Origin of the sequence: Streptomyces sp. NPDC021012, from assembly GCF_044333355.1 — a bacterium.
In the GTDB taxonomy this organism is placed as follows: Bacteria; Actinomycetota; Actinomycetes; order Streptomycetales; family Streptomycetaceae; genus Streptomyces.
Window position 1 is genome coordinate 58747 of record NZ_JBIRQU010000018.1, and the last position, 24121, is coordinate 82867.

Sequence of the window (24121 nt, forward strand, 5' to 3'; positions counted from 1 at the left end):
AGGACGCCCCACTGGCCCGTGGACCGGGGTGCGGCCCCCTTCGTAGCGTCGGCGGCATGAGAAACGAGACCAGGGGAACCGTCGAACTGACCCTTGCCATGGTGCTCTCGGGCACGCTCGGCGTCTTCGTCGTGGAGTCCGGGGCGTCGCCCTTCGAGGTGGTGTTCTTCCGGTGCCTGTTCGGGGCCCTCGCGCTCGGGGCCTACAGCCTCGTGCGGGGGTTCTTCCGGGGGCACGGGTTCACCGCGAAGAAGCTGGGGACGGCGGCGCTCGGCGGGGTGTTCATCGTGTTCAACTGGGTGTTCCTCTTCGAGGCGTACGCGGCCACCTCGATCTCCTTCGCCACGGTCGTGTACCACACGCAGCCGTTCTTCCTGGTGGTGCTCGGAGCCGTCTTCCTGAGGGAGCGGATCTCCGCCGGCAAGCTGGGGTGGCTGGCGCTCGCCTTCGCCGGGCTCGTGCTCGTGTCCGGTGTGCGGCCCGGGGACACGGCCTCCCTCGCCGGGCTCGGGTTCGCGCTCGCCGCCGCCGTGCTCTACGCCCTCGCGACCTTCGTCACCAAGCGGGTCACGGGGGTGCGGCCCCATCTGATCGCGCTCGTGCAGGTGCTGGTGGGGATGCCGCTGCTGCTGCCCTTCGTCCGCTTCGGGGGCGTGAGCGGTGGTGGGTGGGGGTGGCTCGTGGGGCTCGGGTTCATCCACACCGGGCTGATGTACGTGCTGATGTACGCGGCCTACGCCAAGCTGCCCACCGCCAAGATCGCCGTGCTCGCCTTCACCTATCCGGCTGTCGCGATGGGCGTCGACTGGGCGGTGTACGGGCATCACATCGGGCTCGTCCAGGCGCTCGGCGTCCCGCTGATCGTGCTCGCGAGTCTGAAGGTCACCCTCGCTGCTCGGACACCAGCCGCCGCGCCTGCTCCACGAACAGCCGCACGTGGGCCGGAAGACGCTTGCCCCGCCGCCACGCGAGCTGGGTGAAGAGGGTGAAGGGGGCCTGCCAGGCCAACTCGACCAGGGTCCCCGAGGCCAGTTCCTCCTCGACCGCCACCCTCGGCAGCAGGGCCACCCCGAGGCCCGCCGCCACGCCCCGCTTCGTCGCCTCGATCGTGCCGAACTCCATGAACGGCGGCGCCCACTCCCGCAGCTCCCGCTCGAAGAGGTCGCGGTACGGGCAGCCCGGCTCGGTGCCCACCAGCTGCGCTTCCGCCAGGTCCGCGCTCGTCAGGGCCGTACGGCCGGCCAAGGGGTGGTTCGGGGCCGCCACCAGGACCAGCGGCTCGGGCGCCAGGACCTCCGACTCCAGGCCCTCGTGCTCCGTCTCCGGCTCCATCAGGAAGCCGACGTCGTACGTGCCCTGGCGGAGGGCCTGGCGGGTCTCGTCGCCGAGGGTGGGGCGGAGCGTCAGCCGCACCTTCGGGTAGCGGTGGTGGAAGTACTCCAGGAGCGGGGGCAGGCGGTAGGACGTCAGGGACTCCATGGTGCCGATGGCGATCGGGCCCGAGGGTTCCGCCGTGGCCGCGACGGCCGTCCTCGCCTCCTCCGCCAGGTCCGCCATCCGGCGGGCGTACGGGAGGAGCCGTTCGCCGGCCTCCGTCAGGCGGATGCGGGAGCCGAGGCGCTCGAAGAGGTCGACCCCGAGCGAGGCTTCGAGGGACCTGATCTGGGTGGTGACGCTGGACTGGGCGTAGCCGAGTTCGGCGGCCGCCCGGGTGAAGGAGAGGACGTCGGCCACCTTCTCGAAGGTGGCCAGGAGCCGCAGCTCCATCAGTTCTCGCCCTTGTCCTCGCCCTGCTCGCGCCGCTTCAGCTCCTCCTCGCGGCGGCGCAGGTCCGCCTCCCAGTCCTTGAGGAGGGCTTCGTCCTTCTTGTTCTCCTCGCGGAGGGACTTCAGGAATTCGGGGTTGTCGTCGGGGGCGACCCACTCGGAGCGGTGGTTGCGGTGCCACTCGGAGGGCGTACGGCCTCCGGCGGGCGCGTGGCGCATCTTGCCGGCGGCGAACCAGACGATCGGGCCCACGATCCAGAACAGCAGGATGATGATGACCCAGACCACCTTCGGCAGGTGCTTGGCCTCGTCCTCGGGGGTGTTCAGGCAGTCGATGAAGGCGTAGATCGTCAGGGCCAGCGGCAGGATGTACATCAGTGCCCTGAGCATGTGGGACAGCCCCCTGGAAGCAGCGGCGGGGACCGTTGCGACGGCCCCGGTGACGAGCCCAGCCTAGCCGGTGACCGATACTGGCCCCTATGGCTTACGACGATCTCCGCTCGCTGCTCAGGGCCCTGGAGCGCGAAGGCGACCTCAAGCGCATCAAGGCCGAAGTCGACCCGTACCTGGAGGTCGGGGAGATCGTCGACCGGGTGAACAAGGCGGGAGGGCCGGCGCTTCTCTTCGAGAACGTCAAGGGTTCCGCCATGCCGCTCGCCATGAACGTCTTCGGGACCGACCGGCGCCTGCTCAAGGCCCTCGGCCTCAAGTCGTACGGCGAGATCAGCGAGAAGATCGGCGGGCTCCTCAAGCCGGAGCTGCCGCACGGTTTCGTCGGGGTCCGCGAGGCCTTCGGGAAGCTGGGCTCGATGGTCCACGTGCCGCCGAAGAAGGTGAGGTCCGACGCGGCTCCCGTGCAGGAGGTCGTGCTCACCGGGGACGACGTCGACCTCGATCTGCTTCCCGCGCTCTTCACCTGGCCGAAGGACGGCGGCTCCTTCTTCAACCTGGGTCTCACCCACACCAAGCATCCCGAGACCGGCGTGCGGAACCTGGGGCTCTACCGGCTCCAGCGGCACGACAAGCGCACCATCGGCATGCACTGGCAGATCCACAAGGACAGCCGCAACCACTACGCGGTGGCCGCCGAGCGCGGCGAGCGGCTGCCGGTCGCGATCGCCTTCGGCTGCCCGCCGGCCGTCACGTACGCCTCCACCGCCCCGCTGCCCGGCGACATCGACGAGTACCTCTTCGCCGGCTTCGTGCAGGGCAAGCGGATCGAGATGGTGGACTGCAAGACCGTTCCGCTCCAGGTCCCGGCCCATGCCGAGGTCGTCGTCGAGGGCTGGCTGGAGCCCGGCGAGATGCTGCCGGAGGGGCCCTTCGGCGACCACACCGGCTTCTACACCCCGCAGGAGCCCTTCCCCGCCCTGAAGATCGACTGCATCACCATGCGGAAGCGTCCGCTGCTCCAGTCGATCGTCGTCGGCCGGCCGCCGACCGAGGACGGGCCGCTGGGGCGGGCGACGGAGCGCTTCTTCCTGCCGCTCCTCAAGATCATCGTCCCGGACATCGTCGACTACCACCTGCCGGAGTCGGGCGGCTTCCACAACTGCGCGATCGTCTCGATCGACAAGAAGTACCCGAAGCACGCGCAGAAGGTCATGCATGCCATCTGGGGCGCGCACATGATGTCGCTGACCAAGCTGATCATCGTGGTCGACAAGGACTGCGACGTCCATGATCTTCACGAAGTGTCGTGGCGGGCCCTCGGGAACACCGACTACGCCCGGGACCTGACGGTGGTGGAAGGGCCGGTGGATCATCTCGACCACGCCTCCTACCAGCAGTTCTGGGGCGGCAAGGCCGGTATCGACGCCACGAAGAAGCTGCCCGAGGAGGGCTACACCCGGGACGGCGGCTGGCCGGACATGGTGGAGTCGGACCCGGCGACGGCGGCTCTGGTGGACCGCCGCTGGAAGGAGTACGGGCTGTGACCACGGCCGCCGTACCGGGCGCCCAGCCGGGGCGCGCGAAGGCCTTCCTGCGGCTCGTGATGATCGAGCACTCGGTCTTCGCGCTGCCCTTCGCGTACATCGCCTCCCTCACCGCGATGTTCCAGCTCGACCGGAACATCCACTGGTGGACGCTCTTCCTCGTCACCGTCTGCATGGTGGGTCTGCGGACCTTCGCCATGGCCTGCAACCGGATCATCGACCGCGAGATCGACGCGCGTAATCCGCGCACCGCGAACCGGGAGCTGGTGACGGGCGCGGTGTCCGTGCGGTCCGCGTGGACCGGGGCCGGGATCGCCGTCGTGGTGTTCCTGGGCGCGGCGGCACTGCTCAACCCGCTCTGTCTGGCGCTCGCGCCGCTCGCCGTCATCCCGATGGTCGTCTATCCGTACGGGAAGAGGTTCACGAACTTCCCGCACGCGATCCTGGGCCTGGCCCAGTCGATCGGCCCGATCGGCGCCTGGCTGGCGGTGACCGGGGAGTGGTCCTGGGACGCGGTCATCCTGGGCCTCGCGGTGGGCATCTGGATCGGCGGCTTCGACCTGATCTTCGCCTGCCAGGACGTGCAGGCGGACCGGGCGCACGGCGTCATGTCGGTCCCGGCCCGCTTCGGCGTCCCGGCCGCGCTGTGGGGCGCCCGCGTCTCGGCGGTCGTGACGACGGGTCTGCTCGTCTGGTACGCCCTGGCGACGGACGCGGGGCTGTTCTTCTGGGTCGGCCTGGTGATCGTGGCTGTCGCCTTCTGCTACGAGCACACGATCGTGAAGCCGCACGACCTGTCCCGTCTGAACAGGGCGTTCTTCACCACGAACGGGTTCATCGGGATCAGCCTGTTCGTGTGCGCGCTGCTCGACCTGCTGGTCCGCGGGCTCACCCCGTAGCCCCGGCGCGATGACGGATAGGCTCGCGGCATGAACGACGGCAAGCGCACCCCATGGATCGTGGGGGTTTCCGGTGCGTCGGGTACGCCGTACGCCGCCGCTGTGCTGAGGGGGCTGCTGGCAGCGGGGGAGAGCGTCGACCTCGTCGTGTCGCGGGCCTCGCGGCTCACGCTGCTCGACGAGACGGGGATCTCCTTCCGGGACGCGCACTGGCGCGAGGACCTGGCGGCCTGGCTGGCGCGGGGCGCGGACGGGAAGCCGGACACGTTCGACGTGTCGGACCGGCTGGGCGGCGTGCGGTACTGGGCGGCCGGGGACCTGGCCGCGGGGCCGTCCTCCGGTTCGTACCCGGCGAAGGGGATGCTGGTGGTGCCGGCTTCGACCGCGGCGGTGGCGGGAGTGGCACTGGGGCTCTCGAAGGACCTGCTGCAGCGGGTCGCGAGCGTGACGCTGAAGGAACGGCGTCCGCTGGTGGTCTGCGTGCGGGAGACCCCGCTGAACGGACAGACGCTCAAGCACATGGTGGCGCTGGACGAGGCGGGCGCCGTGGTGCTGCCCGCCTCTCCGGCGTTCTACGCGGGGGCGACGCACATCCAGGATCTGGTGGACTTCGTCGCCGGGCGGGTGCTGGACGCGGCGGGAGTGCCGCACCAGCTGTACCGCCGGTGGGAGGGAGAGCTCGGTGGAGCCCTCTCGTCTGATTAGCGCTTCTTGGCGCGCTTCTTCGCGGCGCGCTTGGAGGCGGCGGACGTCTGGTGGGCACGCGAGCGGTTGGCCATCTCCTGCAGCTCGCGCATGCGGGCGTAGGCCATCTCGATCGTGTACACGGTGATCACCACTCCTGAAAGATCGTCTTTGATCTGCTGAAAGATTCACAGGGTGTCGCCCCTGTGTGCCTTAGATTCTATACCTAAACTTGCTGTACCGCTGGACAATGGAAGGTGAACTCCTATGGATGCCGTGGACAGGCAGCTCATCCAGGCTCTGCGCGAGAACGGCCGCGCCTCGTACGCCGAGCTCGGCCGGCTCGTCGGGCTCTCCGGCCCCTCCGTCACCGACCGCATCAACCGTCTGGAGGCGGCCGGGGTCATCACCGGTTACCGCGCCACCGTCGACGCGGCCTCGCTCGGCCTGGGCGTCACCGCCCTCATCGGCATCTCGCTCTCCGACGCCGCCGACCACGAGGACGTGGCCCGCCGGCTCAAGGACCTCGCCGAGATCGAGGACTGCTGGTTCATCGCCGGCGACGACTCCTTCATGCTCAAGGTCCGCGCCAACGACGTCGACGGTCTGGAGAAGACGATCCGCCGGCTCTCCGGCACCAAGGGCGTCTCCCGCACCCGTACCACGATCGTGCTCTCCACCAAGTGGGAGAACCGGGTCGGGGAGCTGCCCGAGGAGGGCTGAGAGTACGGTGGGCAGAGCTTGATTTCGGAGATAAAGGAAGGCGGCCGGAGATGGACGCTGGGCTCAAGCGGGAGCTGGAGCAGAAGGTCCGGGACGGTGAGCGGCTGAGCCGTGAGGACGGCATCGCCCTGTACGAGTCCGACGACCTCGCCTGGCTCGGCGGTCTGGCCCACGAGGTCCGGACCCGCAAGAACGGCGACGTGGTCCACTTCAATGTCAACCGGCATCTGAACATGACCAACGTCTGCACCGCCTCCTGCGCCTACTGCTCCTTCCAGCGCAAGCCGGGCGAGAAGGACGCGTACACCATGCGCATCGAGGAGGCCGTGCGCCTCGCGAAGGCGATGGAGAACGAGAACCTCACCGAGCTCCACATCGTCAACGGGCTGCACCCCAACCTGCCCTGGCGCTACTACCCGCGCTCCCTCTCCGAGCTCAAGAAGGCCCTGCCGAACGTCTCCCTCAAGGCGTTCACGGCCACCGAGATCCACCACTTCGAGACGATCTCCGGCCTCTCCGCCTCCGAGATCCTCGACGAGCTCATCGAGGCCGGTCTGGAGTCCCTGACCGGCGGCGGCGCCGAGATCTTCGACTGGGAGGTCCGCCAGCACATCGTGGACCACAGGACCCACTGGGAGGACTGGTCCCGGATCCACCGCCTCGCGCACGAGAAGGGGCTCAAGACCCCGTCCACGATGCTCTACGGGCACATCGAGGAGCCGCGCCACCGCGTGGACCACGTGCTGCGGCTCCGTGAGCTCCAGGACGAGACCGGCGGCTTCCAGGTCTTCATCCCGCTGCGCTACCAGCACGACTTCGTCGACATGCAGGACGGCAAGATCCGCAACAGGCTCCAGGCGCGCACCACGATGGCGACCGGCGCCGAGGCCCTGAAGACCTTCGCGGTCTCCCGGCTCCTCTTCGACAACGTGCCGCACGTCAAGGTCTTCTGGGTCATGCACGGCGTCCAGACGGCACAGCTGGCGCTCCAGCACGGCGCCGACGACATGGACGGCTCGGTCGTCGAGTACAAGATCACGCACGACGCCGACAACTACGGCACGCCGAACAAGCTGGGCCGCGAGGACCTGCTCGAACTGATCCGCGACGCGGGCTTCCGCCCGGTCGAGCGGAACACGCGGTACGAGATCATCCGCGAGTACCCGGGTCCGGACGCGGAGCGGCGCGAGACGCCGCAGTCGATGCGGTTCTGAGGCGTACGGCTTCGTGGCGGAAGGGCCGGTGGGATCACCCACCGGCCCTTCCGCCGTCTCAGGTGAGGGGCAGCAGCATGACGATGTCGTCGCGGTCGTCCCCGGGGGCGACCCGGATCGCGCCGGGGACGCGGCCGACCTCCTTGTAGCCGGACTTGGCGTAGAAGCCGTCGACGCCGGTGCCGCCGCGGCAGGTCAGCCGGATCGCCTCGACCGCCTCGAAGCCCTCGGCCGTGCGGGCGGTGTGCTCGACCGCCGCCATGAGGTCGCGGCCGTATCCCTTGCCCTGGTGCCGGGGGTGGACCATCACGGTGTAGAGCCAGACCCAGTGGGTCATCAGCGGGTGGCTGTTGAAGGTGAAGAAGGCGGTGGCGGCGATCTCGCCGTCCCCGTCGCGGCCGACGAGGAGGCGGGTGCCGCCCTCGGCCATCGCGACGAGGTGCCTGAGCAGGGCGGGGCGTATCGCCTCGGGGGTCACGGGGGGTACGAAGCCGACGGCGCCGCCCGCGTTGGAGACGTCGGCCCAGAGGGAGAGCACGCCGTCGCGCAGGGTGCGGTCGACCGCCGGGTCCACCTCGAAGGTAAGGGTCATGGATCGAGGTTATCTATTACCTTCGGAGGGCTCAAGAGGCCCGGTCCCGGAGCCCCCGGGTCCGCGTGCTTCACTGGAGGGCGCTCGTCCCTCATGGGAACTTTGCGATCATTCGGAACGGAAGAGTGGACTGACATGCTCCGCTACACGCTGATGCGGCTCGGGATCTTCGCCGGGTGCTTCCTCGCCCTGTGGGGTCTCGTCTACGCCGGTGTGCTGCCGCGCGGTCTGGGCGACTCGAACCTGCTCTGGGTCCTCGTCCTCTCCATCGTCGTCTCCGCCCCGCTGAGCTTCGTCCTCCTGCGCAAGGTGCGGGACGAGGCGAGCGCCGAGGTCGTGGCGAGGGTCGAGCGCGCGAAGGGGCGACTGGACGCCAACCGGTCCCAGGAGGACGCGCTGTAGCCGTATAAGGGCTGCGTAAGCTTCCTCACAGACGTCCCGACGGACATCCACCCCAGGCCGGAGCCTTCCAAGGCTCCGGCCTGGGGTGTTCTGCGTTTCGCAGGTCGGGGAGTGCCAAGAGGTCTCAAAGAATGGCTTTGAGGATCTCAAAGTTCAAGTGTTAACGTGTTGGACATGACGACAGCAGTGCGCCCCTACGACGCCGCGAGCACCCCGCTCGTGGCGCGCCTGCACGTCGACCTCTGCCGCTGTATGTCCGCGGTCTGTCGCCGCGCGCTCTGATCCGGCATCATGCAGCGGCCCGCGCCCGAGCGCGTGTGTGCCGCACCCCCGTCCCGTATTCCCCCGATACGCACCTGTGGAGTGTGCCCGTGTCCGCGTCCGCCACCGCGACCGAGAACGAGTCCAAGCCCTCGTCCCGAATACCCAAGGTCCCCTTCTGGGCCCAGATCATCGCCGGTCTGGTCCTCGGTGCCCTGCTCGGCTGGATCGCCCGCAGCCAGGACGTCTCCTGGCTGAAGGAGACCCTCGGCCAGATCGGCGACATCTTCGTCCAGCTGCTCAAGCTGGCCGTCGCGCCGCTCGTCTTCTTCGCGATCCTGGTCTCGATCACCAACCTGCGGAAGGTGAACAACGCCGCCCGGCTCGCCACCCGCACCCTGCTCTGGTTCATGATCACCTCGCTGATCGCGGTCGGCATCGGCCTCGCCATCGGCCTGATCACCAACCCGGGCGCCGGCACGGGCCTCACGCCCAAGGACGGCAAGCTGCCCAAGCACGAGGGCTCCTGGATCGACTTCCTCACCGGCATCATCCCGACGGACGTCATCACGCCCTTCACCGAGCTGAACGTCCTCCAGATCGTCTTCATGGCCGCCGTCGCCGGCATCGCCGCCCTCCAGCTCGGCGACCGCGCCAAGCCGATCCTCACCCTCTCCGAGTCGGCCCTGGAGCTCCTCCAGAAGGCCCTGTGGTGGGTCATCCGCCTCGCCCCGCTCGGCACCGTCGGCCTCATCGGCTTCGCCATCGCCGACTACGGCTGGGACCTGATCGGCAAGTACGCGACCTTCACCGCCGACGTCTACGTCGGCTGCGCCCTGGTCCTCTTCGTCGTCTACCCGACGCTGCTCGCCGCGGTCGCCAAGGTCAACCCGCTCCGCTTCTACAAGGGCGCCTGGCCGGCCATCCAGCTGGCCTTCGTCTCCCGCTCCTCGGTCGGCACCATGCCGGTCACCCAGAAGGTCACCGAGCGCCTCGGCGTCCCGAAGGAGTACGCCTCCTTCGCCGTCCCGTTCGGCGCCACCACCAAGATGGACGGCTGCGCCGCGATCTACCCGGCGCTCGCCGCGATCTTCATCGCGCAGATCTTCGACGTGCAGCTGGGCATCGGCGACTACGTGCTGATCGCCTTCGTCTCCGTCATCGGCTCGGCGGCCACCGCCGGCCTCACCGGCGCCACGGTCATGCTCACCCTGACCCTCTCCACCCTGGGCCTCCCCCTGGAGGGCGTCGGCCTCCTCATGGCGATCGACCCGATCCTGGACATGATGCGCACGGCCACCAACGTGGCGGGCCAGGCGCTGGTCCCGGTGATCGTCTCCGCCCGCGAGAAGATCCTCGACCTCGCCGCGTACGAGAACGCCTCCTCGTCCCCGATCGAGGACCTGGCCGCGATCGGCGAGAAGGACCAGAAGGTCGCGGTCACGGCCGCCGCCTGACCCCGCACGAAGCCGCGCGCCCCCCGCCCCCGTCCGGGCGGGGGGCGCGTACGCTTTCGCGGGGCATCCAGCGGATCTTGGAAGCAAGGGGTGGACGCCATGGCCGGCGGGGCGAAGGCGCGACGGTTGCCGCGGGTGGTGCGGGAGCGGCAGATGGTGGACGCGGCCGTGCGGTGCTTCGCGCGCAGCGGGTACCAGGCGGCGTCGATGGACGAGATCGCCGAGCTCGCGGGGGTCTCCAAGCCCCTGGTCTACCTGTACCTGGGGTCGAAGGAGGAGCTCTTCACCGCGGTCATCCGGCGGGAGGCCGGAGCGCTGCTCGGGGCCGTCGCCGCCGGGGTCGGCGGGGCCGAGGTGCCGCCCGACGAGCGGCTCTGGGCGGGACTGCTCGCGTTCTTCACGTACGCCGCGGAGCACCCGGACTCCTGGGTGGTGCTGAGCCGGCAGGCGCGGACCCACGGGGAGCCGTTCGCCGGGGAGGCGGCGCGGATGCGGGAGGAGATCGTGGGCTTCGTGGCGGGGCTGATCGGGGAGGCCGCCGGGGAGGCGGACGTGGCCCTGGGCGGGCGGGACGTGGAGGCGCTCGCGCAGGCGCTGGTCGGGTCCGCCGAGTCGCTGGCCGGCTGGGCGAACGAGACGCCCGGGGTGACGGCGAAGGAGGCCGCCGCGACGCTGATGAACTTCGCCTGGGCCGGGCTCGGAAACCTCATGAAAAGCGAGCGCTGGTCTCCCCGTTGAGCCTTACCGCGCAGTAAGGTTACCGACTGGTTAAAGGATCGCCGGGCCCAACTTACCGACGCACGACCTCAGTTCATCGCGCAGACCGAGGAGCCGCACGTGTCCGTCGTCACCGCCGCATCCGGGACCGAGCCGGTCGAACCGCAGAAAGTGCTTGTCGACGGGCGGGTGCGGGAAGTGTCCGTCCCCGCGCTCGTCCCCCGGGTGGCCCGCGGTTCGCTCGCCGACCTGCCGTACGACAACGCCCGGCAGGAACCCGACGCCGTCCTCTTCTCCCGGAAGGACGCCGACGGGCAGTGGCAGGACGTCACCGCCGCCCGCTTCGCCGCCGAGGTGCACTCCGTCGCCAAGGGCCTCATCGCCCACGGCCTGCGACCGGGCGACCGCCTCGCCCTCATGGCCCGCACCACCTACGAGTGGACCCTGATCGACTTCGCCGCCTGGGCCGCCGGACTCGTCACCGTCCCCGTCTACCCCACCTCCTCCGCCTTCCAGACCCGCTGGATCCTCCAGGACTCCGGCGCCGCCGCCTGCGTCGTCGAGGACACCGCGCAGGCCCGGCTCGTCTCCGCCGAGCGGCGGCAGCTGCCCGGCCTCGCCCACCTCTGGGTCCTCGACGCCGGCGCCGTCGACCAGCTCCGCAGGGCCGGCGCGCGGGTCGCCGACGAGGCCGTCACCGCCCGCCGGGGCCTGCTCACCCCGGCGACCCTCGCCACCCTCATCTACACCTCCGGCACCACCGGTCGGCCCAAGGGCTGCGCCCTCACCCACGCCAACTTCTTCGCCGAGGTCGACAACGCCGTCCGGCTCCTCCACCCCGTCTTCGTCTCGGAGAGCAGGGAACCCGCCGCCACCCTCCTCTTCCTGCCCCTCTCCCACGTCTTCGGCCGGATGGTCGCCATCGGCTGCGTCCGCGCCCGCGTCCGCGTCGGACACGCGCCCTCCGTCGAGGGCGAGGAACTCCTCGCCGACCTGGCCGCCTTCCGGCCCACCTTCCTCCTCGCCATCCCGTACGTCCTGGAGAAGGTCTTCAACAGGGCCCGCGCCACCGCCGAACGCGGCGGGAAGGCCGCCGCCTTCGACCGGGCCGCGGAGATCGCCCGCCGCTACGGGCGGACGGCCACGCCCTCGCTCTCCCTGCGCGCCGCCCGGGCGCTGTACGACCCGCTCGTCTACCGCCGCATCCGCGACGCGCTCGGCGGCCGCGTCGAGCACGTGATCTGCGGCGGCTCCCCGCTCGGCGCCCGGCTCGCCGAGTTCTTCGCCGGCGCGGGCGTCGAGGTCTTCGAGGGGTACGGCCTGACGGAGACCACCGCCGCCGCCACGGTCACCCCGCCCCGCCGGCCGCGCACCGGGACCGTCGGCCTGCCGCTGCCGGGCACCGCCGTCCGGATCGCCGACGACGGCGAGGTCTGGCTCAAGGGCGGCCACGTCTTCGCCGGCTACTGGGACGCGCAGCGCGGCACGGCCCTGCCGCACACCGACCAGGGCTGGTTCCCCACCGGGGACCTCGGCTCGCTCGACGACGACGGCTATCTGCGGATCACCGGCCGCAAGAAGGACATCCTCATCACCTCCTCGGGCAAGAACGTCGCCCCCGCCCCGCTGGAGGACTGGCTGCGCGCCCACCCGCTGGTCGCCCAGTGCATGGTGCTCGGCGACAACCGCCCCTACGTCACGGCCCTGATCACCCTGGACCACGAGGGCCTGACGCACTGGCGGCGGATGCGGCACAAGGAGCACCTGGCGCTCTGGGAGCTGGCCCGGGACCCCGAGCTGCTCGCCGCGCTCCAGCGGGGCGTGGACGATGCCAACCGGCTGGTCTCGCGGGCCGAGTCGATCCGTGCCTTCCGGGTCCTGACCACCGAGTTCTCGGAGGGCTCCGGGCACCTGACGCCCTCCCTGAAGCTCAAACGGCGTGCGGTGCTGCGGGACTTCGCCCGGGACGTCGAGGAGATGTACGGCTCCGAGGGGGCACGCCCGTAGCGGCGCGCCCCCCTGCGGGCGGGGGTCAGCAGGTGGCGTCGACGGCGTCGCCGTTGGCGGGCTGGTGCGTGGTGGCGGCCCGCAGCTTGTTGTAGTTGGCGACGTACGCGTCGTGGATCGCGGAGTCCTCCAGCTGGAGCATCGTCTCGTCGCTCTGGCGCAGCGAGTTGGTGGACCAGTTGTGGCTGCCGGTCCACACGATCTTGCGGTCGGGGACGTCGTAGTAATTGCCCTCGACCAGCAGGTACTTGTCGTGGATCCAGGTGGAGTCCTTGCCGCAGTAGTACTTGGTGATCACGCCGTTGTAGGCGTTGGTCGTCTTGGCGAGGAGCTTCTCCAGGGAGGTCTTGCCCAGGCCGTTGGTGCCGTCGTAGGTGAGGGCGACCTCGACGTAGCAGCCCTGGGCGTCGAGCTGGACGAGCTTGTCCGCGAGGTAGGGGCGGGAGAAGATCGTCATGGCGACGCGGATGCGGGTGCGGTGGTTGTCGGTGGTGCCGACGACCGAGTTGCCGAAGCACTGCACGTGGTCGAGGACGGTCGCGACCGTGTCCTCGCTCGGGTCGTTGTAGAAGACCGAGTCGCTGGTCGCGGCGCGCGGATAGAAGTGGATCTTCGCGTTGCCGGAGGCGACGGGGGTCCGGCCGGTGTCGTAGTAGTTGTTGTTCGGGACCTTGGCGGCGAGGTCGTCGAAGTAGCCGTTGTAGGCGTTGTAGATGCCGTCGTTGCCGGTCAGGACGAGGGCGTTGTTCCAGCCGAGGTAGCCGTCGCGGCCGGTGTGCAGGTTCGCCGAGGACTGCATGACGACGCGGGGGGTGCCGTTCGTCTCGGTGAGGAGCAGGAACTTGTTGTGGTTGATGGCGTCGACGCCGCCCTTGGCCAGGGTGCCGATGCAGCCGCGTGCCGTGCCGCAGTTGGTGACCCAGGACGGCTTGGAGGTGTCGGTGCCGAGCGCGGCGGCGAGCGTGTTGTACAGCGCGTAGCCGGTGGCCTTGACGTCGAAGATCGCCTGGACGTTCACGCCGCGGTCGTGGGCGGCGGTCAGGGCGTTCGTGAAGGTGGCGTCGTTGAGGTAGTAGTACGAGAGCCGGATCCGGGAGCCGGCCGGGGCGCCGTTGATCAGCTCGATCTGCTTGTCGACGATGGCCCGCTGCTCGGTGGCGGTGCCGGTCGGGTTGTTGAAGACGGCCTGGGTGGTGACCGCCGCCGTGCCCTCCGCACCCGCCGTTTCGGCGCCGGCGGGTGCGGTGGAGAACGCGAGGGCGGTCGTCAGGAGTGCCGCCGCGAGGGAGGCGGCGCGGAGCTTGTGCCGGATGCGCATGGACTTCCTTTCGAAGGCAGGAGGCCCATACGACCATGCGGTGGCCTTGGGGCCGCATCTGTTTTCGGACAGGTCCGGCGCGCAGGAGCGGTCAGGGCCAGAGGAGTTCGCGGGTCCAGTCCCCGTCGGCCGTGCGGCGGTAGCGGAGGCGGACGTGGCGGCGGCGGGCGTCGCCCTGGAAGAACTCGACCTCGGCCGGTTCGAGGACGTACAGCGTCCAGCTGGGGGCGGGGGCGTCCGGTTCGGCCTCGGCCCGGTGCCAGGCCGCCTCGCTCGCCTCGGCGAGGGCGGCGGGGGAGTCGAGGACCTCGCTCTGCCGGCCCACGAGCGCCGCGGCGAGGGCGCCGGTGGTGCGGGCGTGGAGGTCCTCGTACGCCTCCTCGGGGGTGCCGGTGGTGACGTGGCCCCGCAGCCGGACCTGGCGGCCCTGGGCCGGCCAGTAGAAGCCGATCGCGGCCTCGGGGCGGGCGGCGAGCTGGCGGCCCTTGGCGCTGGTGGCGTGCGAGGCGAAGTGCCAGCCGCGGGCGTCGGCGTCGTGCAGCATCACCGTACGGACGTCGGGCCTGCCGTCCTCGTCCACGGTGGCCAGGGAGAGGGTGTGCGGCTCGGTCTGGCCGGCCGCGACCGCCGCCGTGAACCACTCGTGGAAGAGGGGGAGCGGGGCGGGCGGGGCGCCCGCCGGGTCGAAGGAGGGCAGCTCGGTGTCCCAGACCCTGAGCGAGTGCAGGGCGCGGTGGAAGTCGGTCATGCGGCCACGGTAGGGCGTGCGGGGGCGGCCGGAGCGGTGTAGTCCACGAGCGGGACCGCGTGGGCCGCCGCCTGGATGCCGTCGCGGATCTTCTTCGCGATGAGGTTCTTCCAGGGGGTCTTCGGCAGCGTCCGGACCATGAACATGCGCAGGGCGATCTTCCACTTCGAGTCGACCGTCATCTCCTTCACGAAGCCCTCGGCCATCTTCTGGTTCTGCTCGACGCCGGGCCGCATGTGCCGCTCGTAGCGGGCGAAGGCCACGGTGTGGTCGCCGCCGGCGCGGGCCAGTTCGCCCGCCAGGACGTAGGCGCCGATGAGGGCGAGGCCGGTGCCCTGGCCGGAGGCGGGGGAGGAGCAGTGGGCGGCGTCGCCGAGGAGCACGACACGGCCCCGGGACCAGCTGTCCATCTCGACGATCGACATCGAGTCCAGGTAGAAGTCCTCGGCTTCCGCCGCGTGTCCGAGGAGGCGGGGGATCTCCCAGCCGCCGCCCGCGAAGGCGTCGGCGAGCAGGCGCTTCTGGGCGGCGACGTCCCGGTGGTCGTACCGGAGCTCCTCGGGCGAGGAGAAGATGAAGAGGTTCTTGGCGTCGGTCTCGCCGGACGAGCTGTAGACGCAGGTCAGCTTGGAGGGGAGGGCGTGGTAGGTCTCCCAGCGGTCCAGGCCGAGGTGGTTGGGCGCGGTGAAGATGGAGATGTACGCGCCGAGGTGGCGCTTGTAGCGCTCCTCCGGACCGAAGGCGAGCTTCCGGGTGTTCGAGTGGAGCCCGTCGGCGCCGACGACCAGGTCGAAGCGGCGGACGGTGCCGGACTCGAAGGTGACGGCGACCCCGTCGGCGTCCTCGTCGAGGGAGGCGATCGAGTCGCCGAAGACGTACTCGACGTCCTCGCGGGTCCGGTCGTACAGGATGCGGGCGAGCTCGCCGCGCATGATCTCGTCGTCCTCCTCGACGCGGCCGCCGAAGATGTCGGCGGGCAGCTCGCCGATGGTGCGGCCGGCGTCGTCGACGTACGAACCGCCGCGCATGTCGGTGGAGTTGGCGCGGACCTCGTCGAGGATCCCCATCCGGCGGCAGACCTCGATCGCGGTGCCGCGGATGTCCACCTTGTAGCCGCCGGTGCGCAGTTCGGGGGCGCGCTCGACGACGGTCGGGGCGAAGCCGTAGCGGTGCAGCCAGAGCGCGAGGGCGGGGCCGGCGATCGAGGCGCCGGAGATCAGGACGGTCTTGGCGGTCTTCGTGGTGCTGGTCATGGCAGGACTCCTCGTCGGGTGTCTGCGGGCCGTTCCCCTGCCCGCAGACATGACTATACGGATGTCCTACACGGTTGTCTATGACGCTTGTATAGATTCCTCGGGCGGCCGGTCAGCCGCGGCCGAGGACCACCGTCCCGGAGGAGCAGAACCAGCCCCCCGTCCCCGAGGCCACCGCCAGCTCCGGCAGCGAGCCGTCCGGCCTCCGCACCTGCAACCCCGGTGCCTCGCCGCGCAGTTGGCGCACCGCCTCCACGAGCAGGAACAGGCCCCGCATCCCCGGGTGGCAGGCCGAGAGCCCGCCGCCGTCCGTGTTCACCGGCAGCCCGTCCTTCTCCTGGACGAACGCCCCGCCCTCGCCCTTCGCGCAGAAGCCCAGGTCCTCCAGGGTCACCAGGGTCATGTAGGTGAAGGCGTCGTAGATCTCGGCGACGTCGATGTCGGCGGGTCGCACGCCCGCCCGCTCGAAGGCCAGCCGGCCGCTGACGGCCGCCGGGGAGACGGTGAAGTCCTCCCACTCGGACATCGTGGTGTGCGAGACGTGCTCGCCCGTCCCGAGCACCCACACCGGGGCCTTGCGGCAGTCCTTCGCGTACTCCTCGGCCACGAGCAGCGCCGCGCAGCCGCCGTCGCTGCGGATGCAGCAGTGCAGCTTGGTGAAGGGGTCCGCGATCATCGGCCCGTCCAGGACCTCGTCGACGGTGATCGGCTCGCGGAACATCGCCTCCGGGTTGAGCGCCGCGTTCGCCCGCGCCCGTACGGCCACCTCCGCGAGCTGCTCCAGGGTCGTGCCGTACTGGTGCATGTGGCGGCGGGCGGCCATCGCGTACTTGGCGATCAGGGTGTGCCCGTACGGGACCTCGAACTGCAGCGGGCCGCGCGCGCCGAAGGAGAGGTTCGAGGTGCGGCGCCGGGCCCGGATGTCGGCGCGCGCGGTGGAGCCGTACACGAGCAGGACCGCGTTCGCGTGGCCGGCGGCGATCGCGTCGGCGGCGTGCGCGGCCATGACCTCCCAGGTGGCGCCGCCGACGGCGGTCGAGTCCACCCAGCGGGGGCGCAGGCCCAGGTATTCGGCGACCTCGACCGGGGCGAGCGTGCCGAGGCCCGCCGAGGCGAGGCCGTCGACCAGCGAGCGGTCCAGGCCGCTGTCCGCGAGGGCGCGCCGGGCGGCCTGGGCGTGCAGGGCGTAGGGGGTGGCCTCGTCGACGCGGCCGCAGTCGGAGAGGGAGACGCCGACGACGGCGACGCGGCGGGCGCTGCGTGTGATGGTGGGCATGAATCTGACGGTACATCAGATTCTTTGAATCGGGACCGGCGTCGCTCTGGGCAACGGCCCCCGCACCGCCCTAGCATGACGCACCGTCAGATACGGAGGAAGCTCCATGGACACCTCGCCACCCGTCCCGCCGGCGGACCCGCTCACCGTCCCGCTCACCGAGGAGCAGCAGGAGATCCGACGCACCCTGCGGGACCTGCTCGCCGAACGGGCCGGACCGCACGGGAACCACGCGGCCGCCGCCACCCCCGAGGGCTACGACACCGCCCTCTGGGCCCGCATGTCCGGCACCCTCGGCCTCGCCGGACTCACCCTCCCCGCCGAGTACGGAGGCGCGGGCCGCGCCCCCGCCGACCTCGCCCCCGCCTGCGAGGAGACCGGCCGCGCCCTCGCCCCCTCCCCGCTCCTCGCCACCACCGTCCTCGCCGCCCCGCTCCTCGCCGCCCTCGGCACCCCCGCCCAGCGCGCCGCACACCTCCCGCGCGTCGCCGACGGCAGCCTCACCTGCGCCCTCGCCGCCCCCGAGGGACCCGCCCTCGCCCTCGGCCTCACCGGCGACAACACCGGCGGCGACTGGTCCGGCGGCGGACGGGCCGGCGGCATCCAGGCCGCCCGCACCCCGGACGGCGGCTGGCGGCTCTACGGCGAGGCCGCCCGGGTCCTCGACGGGCACCGCGCCGGACTGCTCCTCGTCGCCGCCCACGCCGGCGGCTTCGCCCGCAGCCGGACGCTCCTCTTCCTCGTCCCGGCGGACGCCGACGGGCTCGTACGGACCCGGCAGCCCGCCCTCGACCCCACCAGGACCCAGGCCACCGTCCAGTTCCGGGACGCCCCGGCCGAACTCCTCGGCGAGGAACCCGCCGACGTCCTCGGCGCCCTCGCCGCCACCGGCCGCGCCGCCGCCGTGATGCTGGCCGCCGAGGCCGTCGGCGCCGCCGCGGCCGCCCTCGACCGCACCCGCGCGCGGCAGGCCCGGCACCGCCTCGCCGACCTGTACGTCCAGGTCGAGGCGGCCCGCTCGCTGACGTACTGCGCGGCCCGCGAACCCGACGGCGGGCCGCTCGCCCTCGCGCACGCCCTGGAGGCCCTGCGCGCCGCCGCCGCGGAGTGCGGAGGCACCGGTGACGCCTGGGAGGAGCTCTGCTTCAAGCGGGCCGCCTCCGACGAACTGCTCTTCGGCCCCGCCCGACGGCTGCGCGACCGGGCGGCCGAACGGACCGGACTCTTCGGCAAGGAGGCGGCGTAGATGCCCGCAGGACGCGCGCTCGTGCAGAAGGTGTCCTCGACCCGGACCTTCGCCAGGCTCGCCCCGCACGTCATCCCGGCCATGGACCGGGCCGTGCACCGGCTGACCAGGGGGAAGGTGCTGCTCAGCGCCCGGATGCTGCCCGGGGTGATCCTCACCGCCCGGGGCGCGAGGAGCGGGCGGCCGAGGGTCACCCCACTGGCCTGCATGCCCGAGGGCGACGGCCGCTGGCTCCTCGTCGGCTCCAACTTCGGCCGCCCGGGCCACCCCGCCTGGACGGCGAACCTGCTCGCCCATCCGGACGCCGAGGTCAACTGGCGGGGCGAGGACGTCCCCGTACGGGCGCGGCTCCTCACGGGCGAGGAACGGGCGGCGGCCTGGAAGGCGGCCCTGGACTTCTGGCCCCCGTACGCCACGTACCAGGCACGCATCGAGCGCGAGATCCGGCTCTTCCGGCTGACCCGGAGGTGAGCCCCGAGGCGGGCCCGGGGGCGTCCGGGGACCGGAGACGGACCCGAAGGCGGACCCGGGGCGCCCGGAGGCGAGCCCCGAGGCGGGCCCGGGGGCGTCCGGGGACCGGAGGCGGACCCGAAGGCGGACCCGGGGCGCCCGGAGGCCGAGGTGAACCCCGAGACGGGCCCCGGGGCGTCCGGAGAGACGGCGACGCCGGCGGCGGGACCGCTCCGGTTCGGGGGAGCGGGCCGCCGCCGGCGTCGGCGACAGGACGGGTGAAGGGGTCTCGCCTCTCCGGCAGGGCTATCTGGTCGGCTTCTTGCCGGTGATGCCCAGATGGACCAACAGGGCGAGGTTCGGCTTGAGTTCGGCCTGCTTCACACCCCAGGTCTGGAAGCCCTTCTGGTGGCCGGCCACCGAGGCCAGCATCGCCACCAGGGCGCCCGCCATCGCGGCGGGGCTGACGTCCTTGTCGACCTTGCCCTTGGCCTGGAGCTCCTTCACCGCGTCCGTGAGGGAGTTGGTGACCGAGTTCAGGATCTTCATGCGGATCTTGTAGAACCGCTTGTCGCCCTCGGCGGCGCCGAGGTCCACGACCCGCAGGATCGCGTCGTGCTTCCGCCAGAAGTCCAGGAAGCCCTCGACGAGTTCCTCCGAGGTCTGCCAGCCGGCCTTGCCGACCCAGGAGCGGCCGGAGACCAGCTCGGTCAACGCGGCGCCCTCCTTGGCCATTTCCTCGGCGATCTCGAGGACCGCCCCCTCGACGTCCGGGAAGTACTGATAGAACGTCGCGGGTGAAGTACCCGCCTTCCGGGCCACGTCGATGACCTTGACGTCCCGGTAGGGCGAGGAGCTGAGCATCTCACCGAGGCAGTCGAGCAGCTTCTGCCGCGTCGCCTGGCCGCGTCGTCCGGCCACGCGGCCGTCGACGGTGCGTACTTGTCCTGTCATGCCGTCAGCTTACCGAGGGGGGATCAGCGCGCGATTCGGCCGAGTGCAAATGGGGTGCACGCCCGTTCCGCGAGGTCGGCACGGGTCCGGGCGGGGGAGCCCGGGGACGGGTTCGAGCCACTTCGGGGCCGGACGGGGGACCCGAGCACCTGTCCCGTACCCGAATCGGCTTATGAACAGCCTGTGGACAACTTCGGTGGACAACCCCGTCCCCGCAAGGGTTCCACCCCGCTAAATCATCTCTTTGTTCGTATGTCGGGGCGTGCGGGACCGCCCCCGCCGTCCTAGCGTGTGGACATGGCCGTACGCACTGAGGGCACCCCCAGCTGGGTGGACGCACAGCTCCCCGACCTGGAAGCGGGCAAGCGCTTCTACGGCGAGCTCTTCGGCTGGACCTTCGACCCCGACCGCGACGAGGCGCTCCTCGACGGGCGCCGGGTCGCCGGGCTCGTCCCCAAGCGCGACGGGCGGATGCCCACCACCTGGACCCTCTACCTCGCCACCGAGAACGCGGGCACCCTCGCCGCCCGGGTCAAGGCCGCCGGCGGGCAGATGGTCATGGAGCCCTACCCCGTCGGCCCCTTCGGCGTCTACGCGCTCGCCGCCGACCCCGGCGGCGCGGTCTTCGGGCTCCGCCAGGAGGGCGACGACGACGGCTTCGAGGTCACCGGCGAGCCCGGTTCCTTCTGCTGGATGGAGGTCCACACCCGCCGCCCGGACGCCGTCGACACCTTCTACGCCACCGTCTTCGGCTACCTCGGCCGCCAGGCCGACCCCACGGAGGCGGGCAGGGACGCCGGCTTCGACTACCGCGTCTGGTCGCCCCCCGGCTCCCGGCCCGGCGACGGCAGCGCCTTCGCCGGGCGGGCCGTCATCACCGACGACTTCCCCGCCGAGATGCCCGGCCACGTCCTCGTCCACTTCGCCGTCGCCGACTGCGACGAGGCCTGCGCGACCGCCGTCCGCCTCGGCGGCCGCGTCGCCACCCCCGCCTCCGACACCCCGCACGGCCGCGTCGCCGTCCTCCACGACAACCAGGGCGCCCGCTTCGCCGTCCTCGCGAAACCCGCCGGGGAGAGCTGACTTTCCGCCGTCGGTATGAGGCGGGACACCCGTCGGTATGAGCTAGGACACCCCGATCCGCCCCCGGGTTCGCAACCGGGCCCCCGGACAGGAAGAATCAGGGGCCACGGGGCCGTACCCTCATGGCCCGTACGGGGAGGTGGCAGGCAAGTGGAACAGCTGACGCAGCACGACCCGAGACGTATCGGGCCCTTCGAGGTGCTGGGCCGGCTCGGCGCGGGCGGAATGGGCCTGGTCTATCTCGCGCGCTCGGCCTCGGGCCGGCGCGTGGCGATCAAGACCGTGCGCACGGAGCTCGCGGAGGACCAGCTGTTCCGGGTCCGCTTCACCCGGGAGGTGGAGGCCGCCCGGGCGGTCTCCGGCTTCTACACGGCCGCCGTGGTCGACGCCGACCCGCGCGCCGCCGTGCCGTGGCTGGCCACCGCCTACGTCCCGGCGCCCTCCCTCGAAGAGATAGTGAACGAGTGCGGGCCGCTCCCGGCCCAGGCCGTCCGCTGGCTCGCCGCGGGCGTCGCCGAGGCCCTGCAGTCCATCCACGGCGCGGGCCTGGTCCACCGCGACCTCAAGCCCTCCAACGTCCTCGTCGTCGAGGACGGCCCCCGGGTGATCGACTTCGGCATCGCGTCGGGCGTCTCCAACACGCGCCTGACCATGACCAACGTCGCCGTCGGCACCCCGGCCTACATGTCGCCCGAGCAGGCCCGCGACTCGCGCAGCGTCACCGGCGCCAGCGACGTCTTCTCGCTGGGCTCGATGCTGGTCTTCGCCGCCACCGGGCACGCGCCCTTCCACGGCGCCAACCCGGTCGAGACCGTCTTCATGCTGCTCCGGGAGGGCCCGGACCTGGAGGGGCTGCCGGACGAGCTGCGGCCGCTCATCGACTCCTGCATGCAGATGGACGTCGCCCGCCGGCCCACCCCGGCCGACCTCCAGGCGCAGCTGGCCCCGCACCTCTTCGGCCCCGGCAGCGACGACAGCGGCACGGCCTCCGCGTGGCTGCCGCCGAGCGCCACCGCCATGATCGAGCGGCGGCGCGGCGGCGGCCGCCAGCTGCCCGCCCCGGCCGCCCCGCCCGTGCCGCCGCGGCCCCCGGTGGACCCGCCGGGCCCCCGCCACGACCCGCGCTTCCCGGAGCGGGCGCCCGATCCCGCCCCCGTGGGCGGCCGGCACGCCGGCCCCTCCGAGGGCGCGGGCGGTCCCGTACGCCTCGGCGGCGCGACCGTCCCGATCGGTCCCGGCCCCCGGGTCGCCGACACCCGCGCGGCCCTCGCCGTCGGCCGGGGCGCCGACGCGGGCCCCGCGACCGGCTGGATCCGCCCGCCGGGCGGCGGCCCGCACGGCGCCGAGCAGGCCCCGCAGCACGCCTCCGTGCCCCCGCAGGGCTCCGAGCAGGCGGCACCGCAGCCGCCGCCGGAGCCCGGCCACTGGCGGCCCTGGCGCTTCCGGATGTCGAACGACGTCTGGGGCACCCCGGTCGTCGACGGCGACCTGCTGTACGTGACCTCCTTCGAGGTGCACGCCCTGGACACGGGGAGCGGCCGGCGCCAGTTCAAGACCCGGGACGTGGCCTGGTCGATGGCCGTCGCCTCGGGCCGCATCCACGCCTCCGACGGCCCCACCCTGTACGCCCTCGACGCCACCGACGGCTCCGAGCGCTGGCGGCTGCACACGGACGCCTACGTGTACTCGCTGAAGGTCGACCGGGGCACGGTCGTCACCGGCACGCGCGGCGGCGGGGTGCAGGGCTGGGAGGCCTCCAACGGCGCCAAGCTGTGGGAGCTCACCGGCGCGCAGACCGACTTCGAGACCGCGGAGGCGGGGCCCGCCGTGCACGGCGACACCGTGTACGTGTGGCGGGACGCCCGGCTCCAGGCCCTCGACGCCCGCACGGGCGTGGAGCGGTGGTCGTACCCGATCGGCGACGCGGCCTCCTGCGCCGGCGTCCCCGTACGGGTGGCCCCGGCCGAGGACGGCTGCGTGTACGTCTCCGCCGGGACGCGGGTCCTGTCGATCGACATCGCGGCGGGCCACGTCCGCTGGCACTTCGAGGCCCCGGCCGTCTTCCTCTCCCCGCCCGCGTTCGCGCCCGGACCCGCCGTCACCGGCGGCGGGGTCTACCTGTCGGACCACCTCGGCACGGTGTACGCGCTCGACGCCACCACCGGCCAGGACCGCTGGCGGATCGCGACCGAGCCGCGCCAGTCCACCGAGCCGGTGCTCGTCGCCGACGGCAACGTCCACGTCGGCAGCGGCAGCGCGCTGTACACGCTCGACGCGGTCACCGGCACCCCCCGCTGGCGGTTCGCGGCGGGCGGCGAGCTGGTCGGCTCCCCGGTCGTCGCCGACGGCCGGGTGCACTTCGGCTCGGCCGACCACGTCCTGTACACGCTGGACGCGACCGGCGGCCAGCTCCGCTGGAAGCTCGCGACCGGCGGCGAGATCACCGGCTCGCCGGTGGCGAAGGGCGGGGTCGTGTACGCGTGCAGCAAGGACCGCTGCGTGTACGCCCTCGACGCGGTCAAGGGCACGGCGACGGGCAGGGGCGCGCCCGCGCGCCCGTAGGGGGTAGGCACAGGCGGTCGCCGCCCCGGGCTACTCCCGGGGCGGCGACTGCTCGTCCGGCGGGCGGTCCACGTGGTCCGGCGGGCGGTCCGCGCGCGGCAGCTCCAGTCGGCGGGCGTGCCCGCGGCCCGACATGACGAGCGCGCCGAGGAGCAGCAGGACCCCGCCGCCGAAGGCGATCGCGACCCCGTACCCGAGGCCCGTTCCGTCGGTGTCGATCGTGAGGCTGCCCTCCGCCTGGCCGACCCGCACCATCCACAGGATGGTGAAGCCGAGGACGACGAGCCCGGCGAGGGCGACGAGCAGGCGGGAGCGGAGCAGTACGCCGACGAGGGTGACGAGGGCCGCGAAGGCGAAGGGCAGCAGGACCGAGCCCAGGACGTCGGCCTTGGCGTCGGTGACGCCGGTGAACAGCTCGCCGATGCCGTAGTCGCGTCCGTGACGGCCGTCGTACCAGGCACGGAAGGGGCTCCAGACGGCGGCCGTCGCTCCGGCGAGAGCCAGGACGGAGCCGACGGCGTTGCGGATCATCGCTGCGGCCTCCTCGCGGGTCCCGCTCCCGCTCCCGACGC

At 71.9% G+C, this 24121-nt stretch carries 24 protein-coding genes; 14 read left to right on the forward strand and 10 right to left on the reverse strand.

The features are described from left to right. Positions 1-56: 56 nt before the first annotated feature. A complete protein-coding gene (locus ACH4TP_RS36170) occupies positions 57-980 on the forward strand; it encodes a DMT family transporter (protein WP_398440263.1) in 924 nt (307 codons plus the stop codon). On the opposite strand, the gene ACH4TP_RS36175 is transcribed toward ACH4TP_RS36170, so the two are convergent. Then, the gene (locus tag ACH4TP_RS36175) at positions 883-1767 is read right to left on the reverse strand and encodes a LysR family transcriptional regulator (protein WP_389227428.1); all 885 of its coding nucleotides are present in this window, start codon (positions 1765-1767) and stop codon (positions 883-885) included. The genes ACH4TP_RS36170 and ACH4TP_RS36175 overlap by 98 nt on opposite strands. Continuing rightward, the gene (locus ACH4TP_RS36180) at positions 1767-2156 is read right to left on the reverse strand and encodes a PLD nuclease N-terminal domain-containing protein (protein WP_389227430.1); all 390 of its coding nucleotides are present in this window, start codon (positions 2154-2156) and stop codon (positions 1767-1769) included. The genes ACH4TP_RS36175 and ACH4TP_RS36180 overlap by 1 nt, the downstream gene beginning before the upstream one ends. 89 nt (positions 2157-2245) lie before the next feature. Between ACH4TP_RS36180 and ACH4TP_RS36185 the strand changes: the two genes are divergently transcribed. The 3 genes from ACH4TP_RS36185 to ACH4TP_RS36195 are packed head-to-tail and all read left to right on the forward strand — an operon-like array spanning position 2246 to position 5307. After that, entirely contained in the window at positions 2246-3703 is a 1458-nt protein-coding gene (locus tag ACH4TP_RS36185) for a menaquinone biosynthesis decarboxylase (RefSeq protein ID WP_398440265.1), read from the forward strand. Then, a complete protein-coding gene (gene mqnP / locus ACH4TP_RS36190; RefSeq protein ID WP_389227436.1) occupies positions 3700-4602 on the forward strand; it encodes a menaquinone biosynthesis prenyltransferase MqnP in 903 nt (300 codons plus the stop codon). The genes ACH4TP_RS36185 and mqnP overlap by 4 nt, the downstream gene beginning before the upstream one ends. Positions 4603-4632: 30 nt before the next feature. Next, positions 4633-5307, forward strand: a complete 675-nt coding sequence (locus tag ACH4TP_RS36195) for a UbiX family flavin prenyltransferase (protein WP_389227439.1) — start codon at positions 4633-4635, stop codon at positions 5305-5307. Here ACH4TP_RS36195 and ACH4TP_RS36200 read toward each other — a convergent pair. Continuing rightward, complete coding sequence (locus ACH4TP_RS36200) at positions 5304-5441, reverse strand: hypothetical protein (RefSeq protein ID WP_389227442.1); 138 nt, start codon at positions 5439-5441, stop codon at positions 5304-5306. The two genes, ACH4TP_RS36195 and ACH4TP_RS36200, sit on opposite strands and share 4 nt — an antisense overlap. Positions 5442-5553: 112 nt before the next feature. On the opposite strand from ACH4TP_RS36200, the gene ACH4TP_RS36205 reads away from it, so the two are divergent. Beyond that, the gene (locus ACH4TP_RS36205) at positions 5554-6009 is read left to right on the forward strand and encodes an Lrp/AsnC family transcriptional regulator (protein WP_017241016.1); all 456 of its coding nucleotides are present in this window, start codon (positions 5554-5556) and stop codon (positions 6007-6009) included. Positions 6010-6059: 50 nt separating this feature from the next. Further along, positions 6060-7223, forward strand: a complete 1164-nt coding sequence (gene mqnE, locus ACH4TP_RS36210; RefSeq protein ID WP_398440267.1) for an aminofutalosine synthase MqnE — start codon at positions 6060-6062, stop codon at positions 7221-7223. Positions 7224-7281: 58 nt separating this feature from the next. Here mqnE and ACH4TP_RS36215 read toward each other — a convergent pair whose 3' ends face one another. Next, positions 7282-7815: a GNAT family N-acetyltransferase gene (locus ACH4TP_RS36215; RefSeq protein WP_398440268.1), complete on the reverse strand. Its 534-nt coding sequence runs from the start codon at positions 7813-7815 to the stop codon at positions 7282-7284. A 135-nt stretch (positions 7816-7950) separates the two neighbouring features. Between ACH4TP_RS36215 and ACH4TP_RS36220 the strand changes: the two genes are divergently transcribed. The 4 genes from ACH4TP_RS36220 (at position 7951) to ACH4TP_RS36235 (ending at position 12659) form a co-directional block, all read left to right on the forward strand. Further along, positions 7951-8217, forward strand: coding sequence for a DUF4229 domain-containing protein (locus ACH4TP_RS36220; protein WP_389227451.1), 267 nt, complete (start codon positions 7951-7953; stop codon positions 8215-8217). A 371-nt stretch (positions 8218-8588) separates the two neighbouring features. Next, on the forward strand, positions 8589-9935 hold the full coding sequence (locus ACH4TP_RS36225; RefSeq protein ID WP_398440269.1) for a dicarboxylate/amino acid:cation symporter: 1347 nt from the start codon (positions 8589-8591) through the stop codon (positions 9933-9935). Positions 9936-10034: 99 nt separating this feature from the next. Continuing rightward, a complete protein-coding gene (locus ACH4TP_RS36230; protein WP_389228032.1) occupies positions 10035-10673 on the forward strand; it encodes a TetR/AcrR family transcriptional regulator in 639 nt (212 codons plus the stop codon). Positions 10674-10772: 99 nt separating this feature from the next. Then, positions 10773-12659: an AMP-dependent synthetase/ligase gene (locus tag ACH4TP_RS36235; RefSeq protein WP_398188294.1), complete on the forward strand. Its 1887-nt coding sequence runs from the start codon at positions 10773-10775 to the stop codon at positions 12657-12659. 25 nt (positions 12660-12684) lie between these two features. On the opposite strand, the gene ACH4TP_RS36240 is transcribed toward ACH4TP_RS36235, so the two are convergent. The 4 genes from ACH4TP_RS36240 to ACH4TP_RS36255 all read right to left on the reverse strand — a co-directional run bounded on the left by ACH4TP_RS36240 (position 12685) and on the right by ACH4TP_RS36255 (position 17254). Further along, positions 12685-13977, reverse strand: a complete 1293-nt coding sequence (locus ACH4TP_RS36240; protein WP_398188290.1) for a phosphatidylserine/phosphatidylglycerophosphate/cardiolipin synthase family protein — start codon at positions 13975-13977, stop codon at positions 12685-12687. A 91-nt stretch (positions 13978-14068) separates the two neighbouring features. Then, positions 14069-14725 (reverse strand): pyridoxal 5'-phosphate synthase, encoded by a 657-nt coding sequence (locus tag ACH4TP_RS36245; RefSeq protein WP_398188287.1) that lies wholly within the window; start codon positions 14723-14725, stop codon positions 14069-14071. Continuing rightward, on the reverse strand, positions 14722-15978 hold the full coding sequence (locus tag ACH4TP_RS36250) for an FAD-dependent monooxygenase (protein WP_398188284.1): 1257 nt from the start codon (positions 15976-15978) through the stop codon (positions 14722-14724). The genes ACH4TP_RS36245 and ACH4TP_RS36250 overlap by 4 nt, the downstream gene beginning before the upstream one ends. Positions 15979-16090: 112 nt before the next feature. Then, complete coding sequence (locus tag ACH4TP_RS36255) at positions 16091-17254, reverse strand: thiolase C-terminal domain-containing protein (protein ID WP_398440270.1); 1164 nt, start codon at positions 17252-17254, stop codon at positions 16091-16093. 106 nt (positions 17255-17360) lie between these two features. Here ACH4TP_RS36255 and ACH4TP_RS36260 point away from each other — a divergent pair, with 106 nt between their 5' ends. After that, positions 17361-18500 (forward strand): acyl-CoA dehydrogenase family protein, encoded by a 1140-nt coding sequence (locus tag ACH4TP_RS36260; protein WP_389227472.1) that lies wholly within the window; start codon positions 17361-17363, stop codon positions 18498-18500. After that, entirely contained in the window at positions 18501-18971 is a 471-nt protein-coding gene (locus ACH4TP_RS36265) for a nitroreductase family deazaflavin-dependent oxidoreductase (protein ID WP_389227475.1), read from the forward strand. Between the two features lie 285 nt (positions 18972-19256). On the opposite strand, the gene ACH4TP_RS36270 is transcribed toward ACH4TP_RS36265, so the two are convergent. Beyond that, positions 19257-19904 carry a TetR family transcriptional regulator gene (locus ACH4TP_RS36270; RefSeq protein WP_388855405.1) on the reverse strand — a complete coding sequence of 216 codons (648 nt, stop codon included), beginning with the start codon at positions 19902-19904 and terminating at the stop codon, positions 19257-19259. A 297-nt stretch (positions 19905-20201) separates the two neighbouring features. Between ACH4TP_RS36270 and ACH4TP_RS36275 the strand changes: the two genes are divergently transcribed. Next, positions 20202-20987: a VOC family protein gene (locus ACH4TP_RS36275; protein ID WP_389227478.1), complete on the forward strand. Its 786-nt coding sequence runs from the start codon at positions 20202-20204 to the stop codon at positions 20985-20987. Between the two features lie 150 nt (positions 20988-21137). Beyond that, on the forward strand, positions 21138-23549 hold the full coding sequence (locus ACH4TP_RS36280; RefSeq protein ID WP_389227481.1) for a PQQ-binding-like beta-propeller repeat protein: 2412 nt from the start codon (positions 21138-21140) through the stop codon (positions 23547-23549). Between the two features lie 30 nt (positions 23550-23579). Here the strand turns inward: ACH4TP_RS36280 and ACH4TP_RS36285 are convergent, their stop codons facing one another. Then, positions 23580-24080 carry a hypothetical protein gene (locus ACH4TP_RS36285; protein ID WP_398440271.1) on the reverse strand — a complete coding sequence of 167 codons (501 nt, stop codon included), beginning with the start codon at positions 24078-24080 and terminating at the stop codon, positions 23580-23582. Positions 24081-24121: the final 41 nt, after the last annotated feature.

Bases quoted from the DNA above. Each gene is read 5' to 3' on its own strand.
- ACH4TP_RS36170 (WP_398440263.1), top strand. From the start codon at position 57: ATGAGAAACGAGACCAGGGGAACCGTCGAACTGACCCTTGCCATGGTG.
- ACH4TP_RS36175 (WP_389227428.1), bottom strand. From the start codon at position 1,767: ATGGAGCTGCGGCTCCTGGCCACCTTCGAGAAGGTGGCCGACGTCCTC.
- ACH4TP_RS36180 (WP_389227430.1), bottom strand. From the start codon at position 2,156: ATGCTCAGGGCACTGATGTACATCCTGCCGCTGGCCCTGACGATCTAC.
- ACH4TP_RS36185 (WP_398440265.1), top strand. From the start codon at position 2,246: ATGGCTTACGACGATCTCCGCTCGCTGCTCAGGGCCCTGGAGCGCGAA.
- ACH4TP_RS36195 (WP_389227439.1), top strand. From the start codon at position 4,633: ATGAACGACGGCAAGCGCACCCCATGGATCGTGGGGGTTTCCGGTGCG.
- ACH4TP_RS36205 (WP_017241016.1), top strand. From the start codon at position 5,554: ATGGATGCCGTGGACAGGCAGCTCATCCAGGCTCTGCGCGAGAACGGC.
- mqnE (WP_398440267.1), top strand. From the start codon at position 6,060: ATGGACGCTGGGCTCAAGCGGGAGCTGGAGCAGAAGGTCCGGGACGGT.
- ACH4TP_RS36215 (WP_398440268.1), bottom strand. From the start codon at position 7,815: ATGACCCTTACCTTCGAGGTGGACCCGGCGGTCGACCGCACCCTGCGC.
- ACH4TP_RS36220 (WP_389227451.1), top strand. From the start codon at position 7,951: ATGCTCCGCTACACGCTGATGCGGCTCGGGATCTTCGCCGGGTGCTTC.
- ACH4TP_RS36230 (WP_389228032.1), top strand. From the start codon at position 10,035: ATGGCCGGCGGGGCGAAGGCGCGACGGTTGCCGCGGGTGGTGCGGGAG.
- ACH4TP_RS36240 (WP_398188290.1), bottom strand. From the start codon at position 13,977: ATGCGCATCCGGCACAAGCTCCGCGCCGCCTCCCTCGCGGCGGCACTC.
- ACH4TP_RS36245 (WP_398188287.1), bottom strand. From the start codon at position 14,725: ATGACCGACTTCCACCGCGCCCTGCACTCGCTCAGGGTCTGGGACACC.
- ACH4TP_RS36250 (WP_398188284.1), bottom strand. From the start codon at position 15,978: ATGACCAGCACCACGAAGACCGCCAAGACCGTCCTGATCTCCGGCGCC.
- ACH4TP_RS36255 (WP_398440270.1), bottom strand. From the start codon at position 17,254: ATGCCCACCATCACACGCAGCGCCCGCCGCGTCGCCGTCGTCGGCGTC.
- ACH4TP_RS36260 (WP_389227472.1), top strand. From the start codon at position 17,361: ATGGACACCTCGCCACCCGTCCCGCCGGCGGACCCGCTCACCGTCCCG.
- ACH4TP_RS36265 (WP_389227475.1), top strand. From the start codon at position 18,501: ATGCCCGCAGGACGCGCGCTCGTGCAGAAGGTGTCCTCGACCCGGACC.
- ACH4TP_RS36270 (WP_388855405.1), bottom strand. From the start codon at position 19,904: ATGACAGGACAAGTACGCACCGTCGACGGCCGCGTGGCCGGACGACGC.
- ACH4TP_RS36275 (WP_389227478.1), top strand. From the start codon at position 20,202: ATGGCCGTACGCACTGAGGGCACCCCCAGCTGGGTGGACGCACAGCTC.
- ACH4TP_RS36285 (WP_398440271.1), bottom strand. From the start codon at position 24,080: ATGATCCGCAACGCCGTCGGCTCCGTCCTGGCTCTCGCCGGAGCGACG.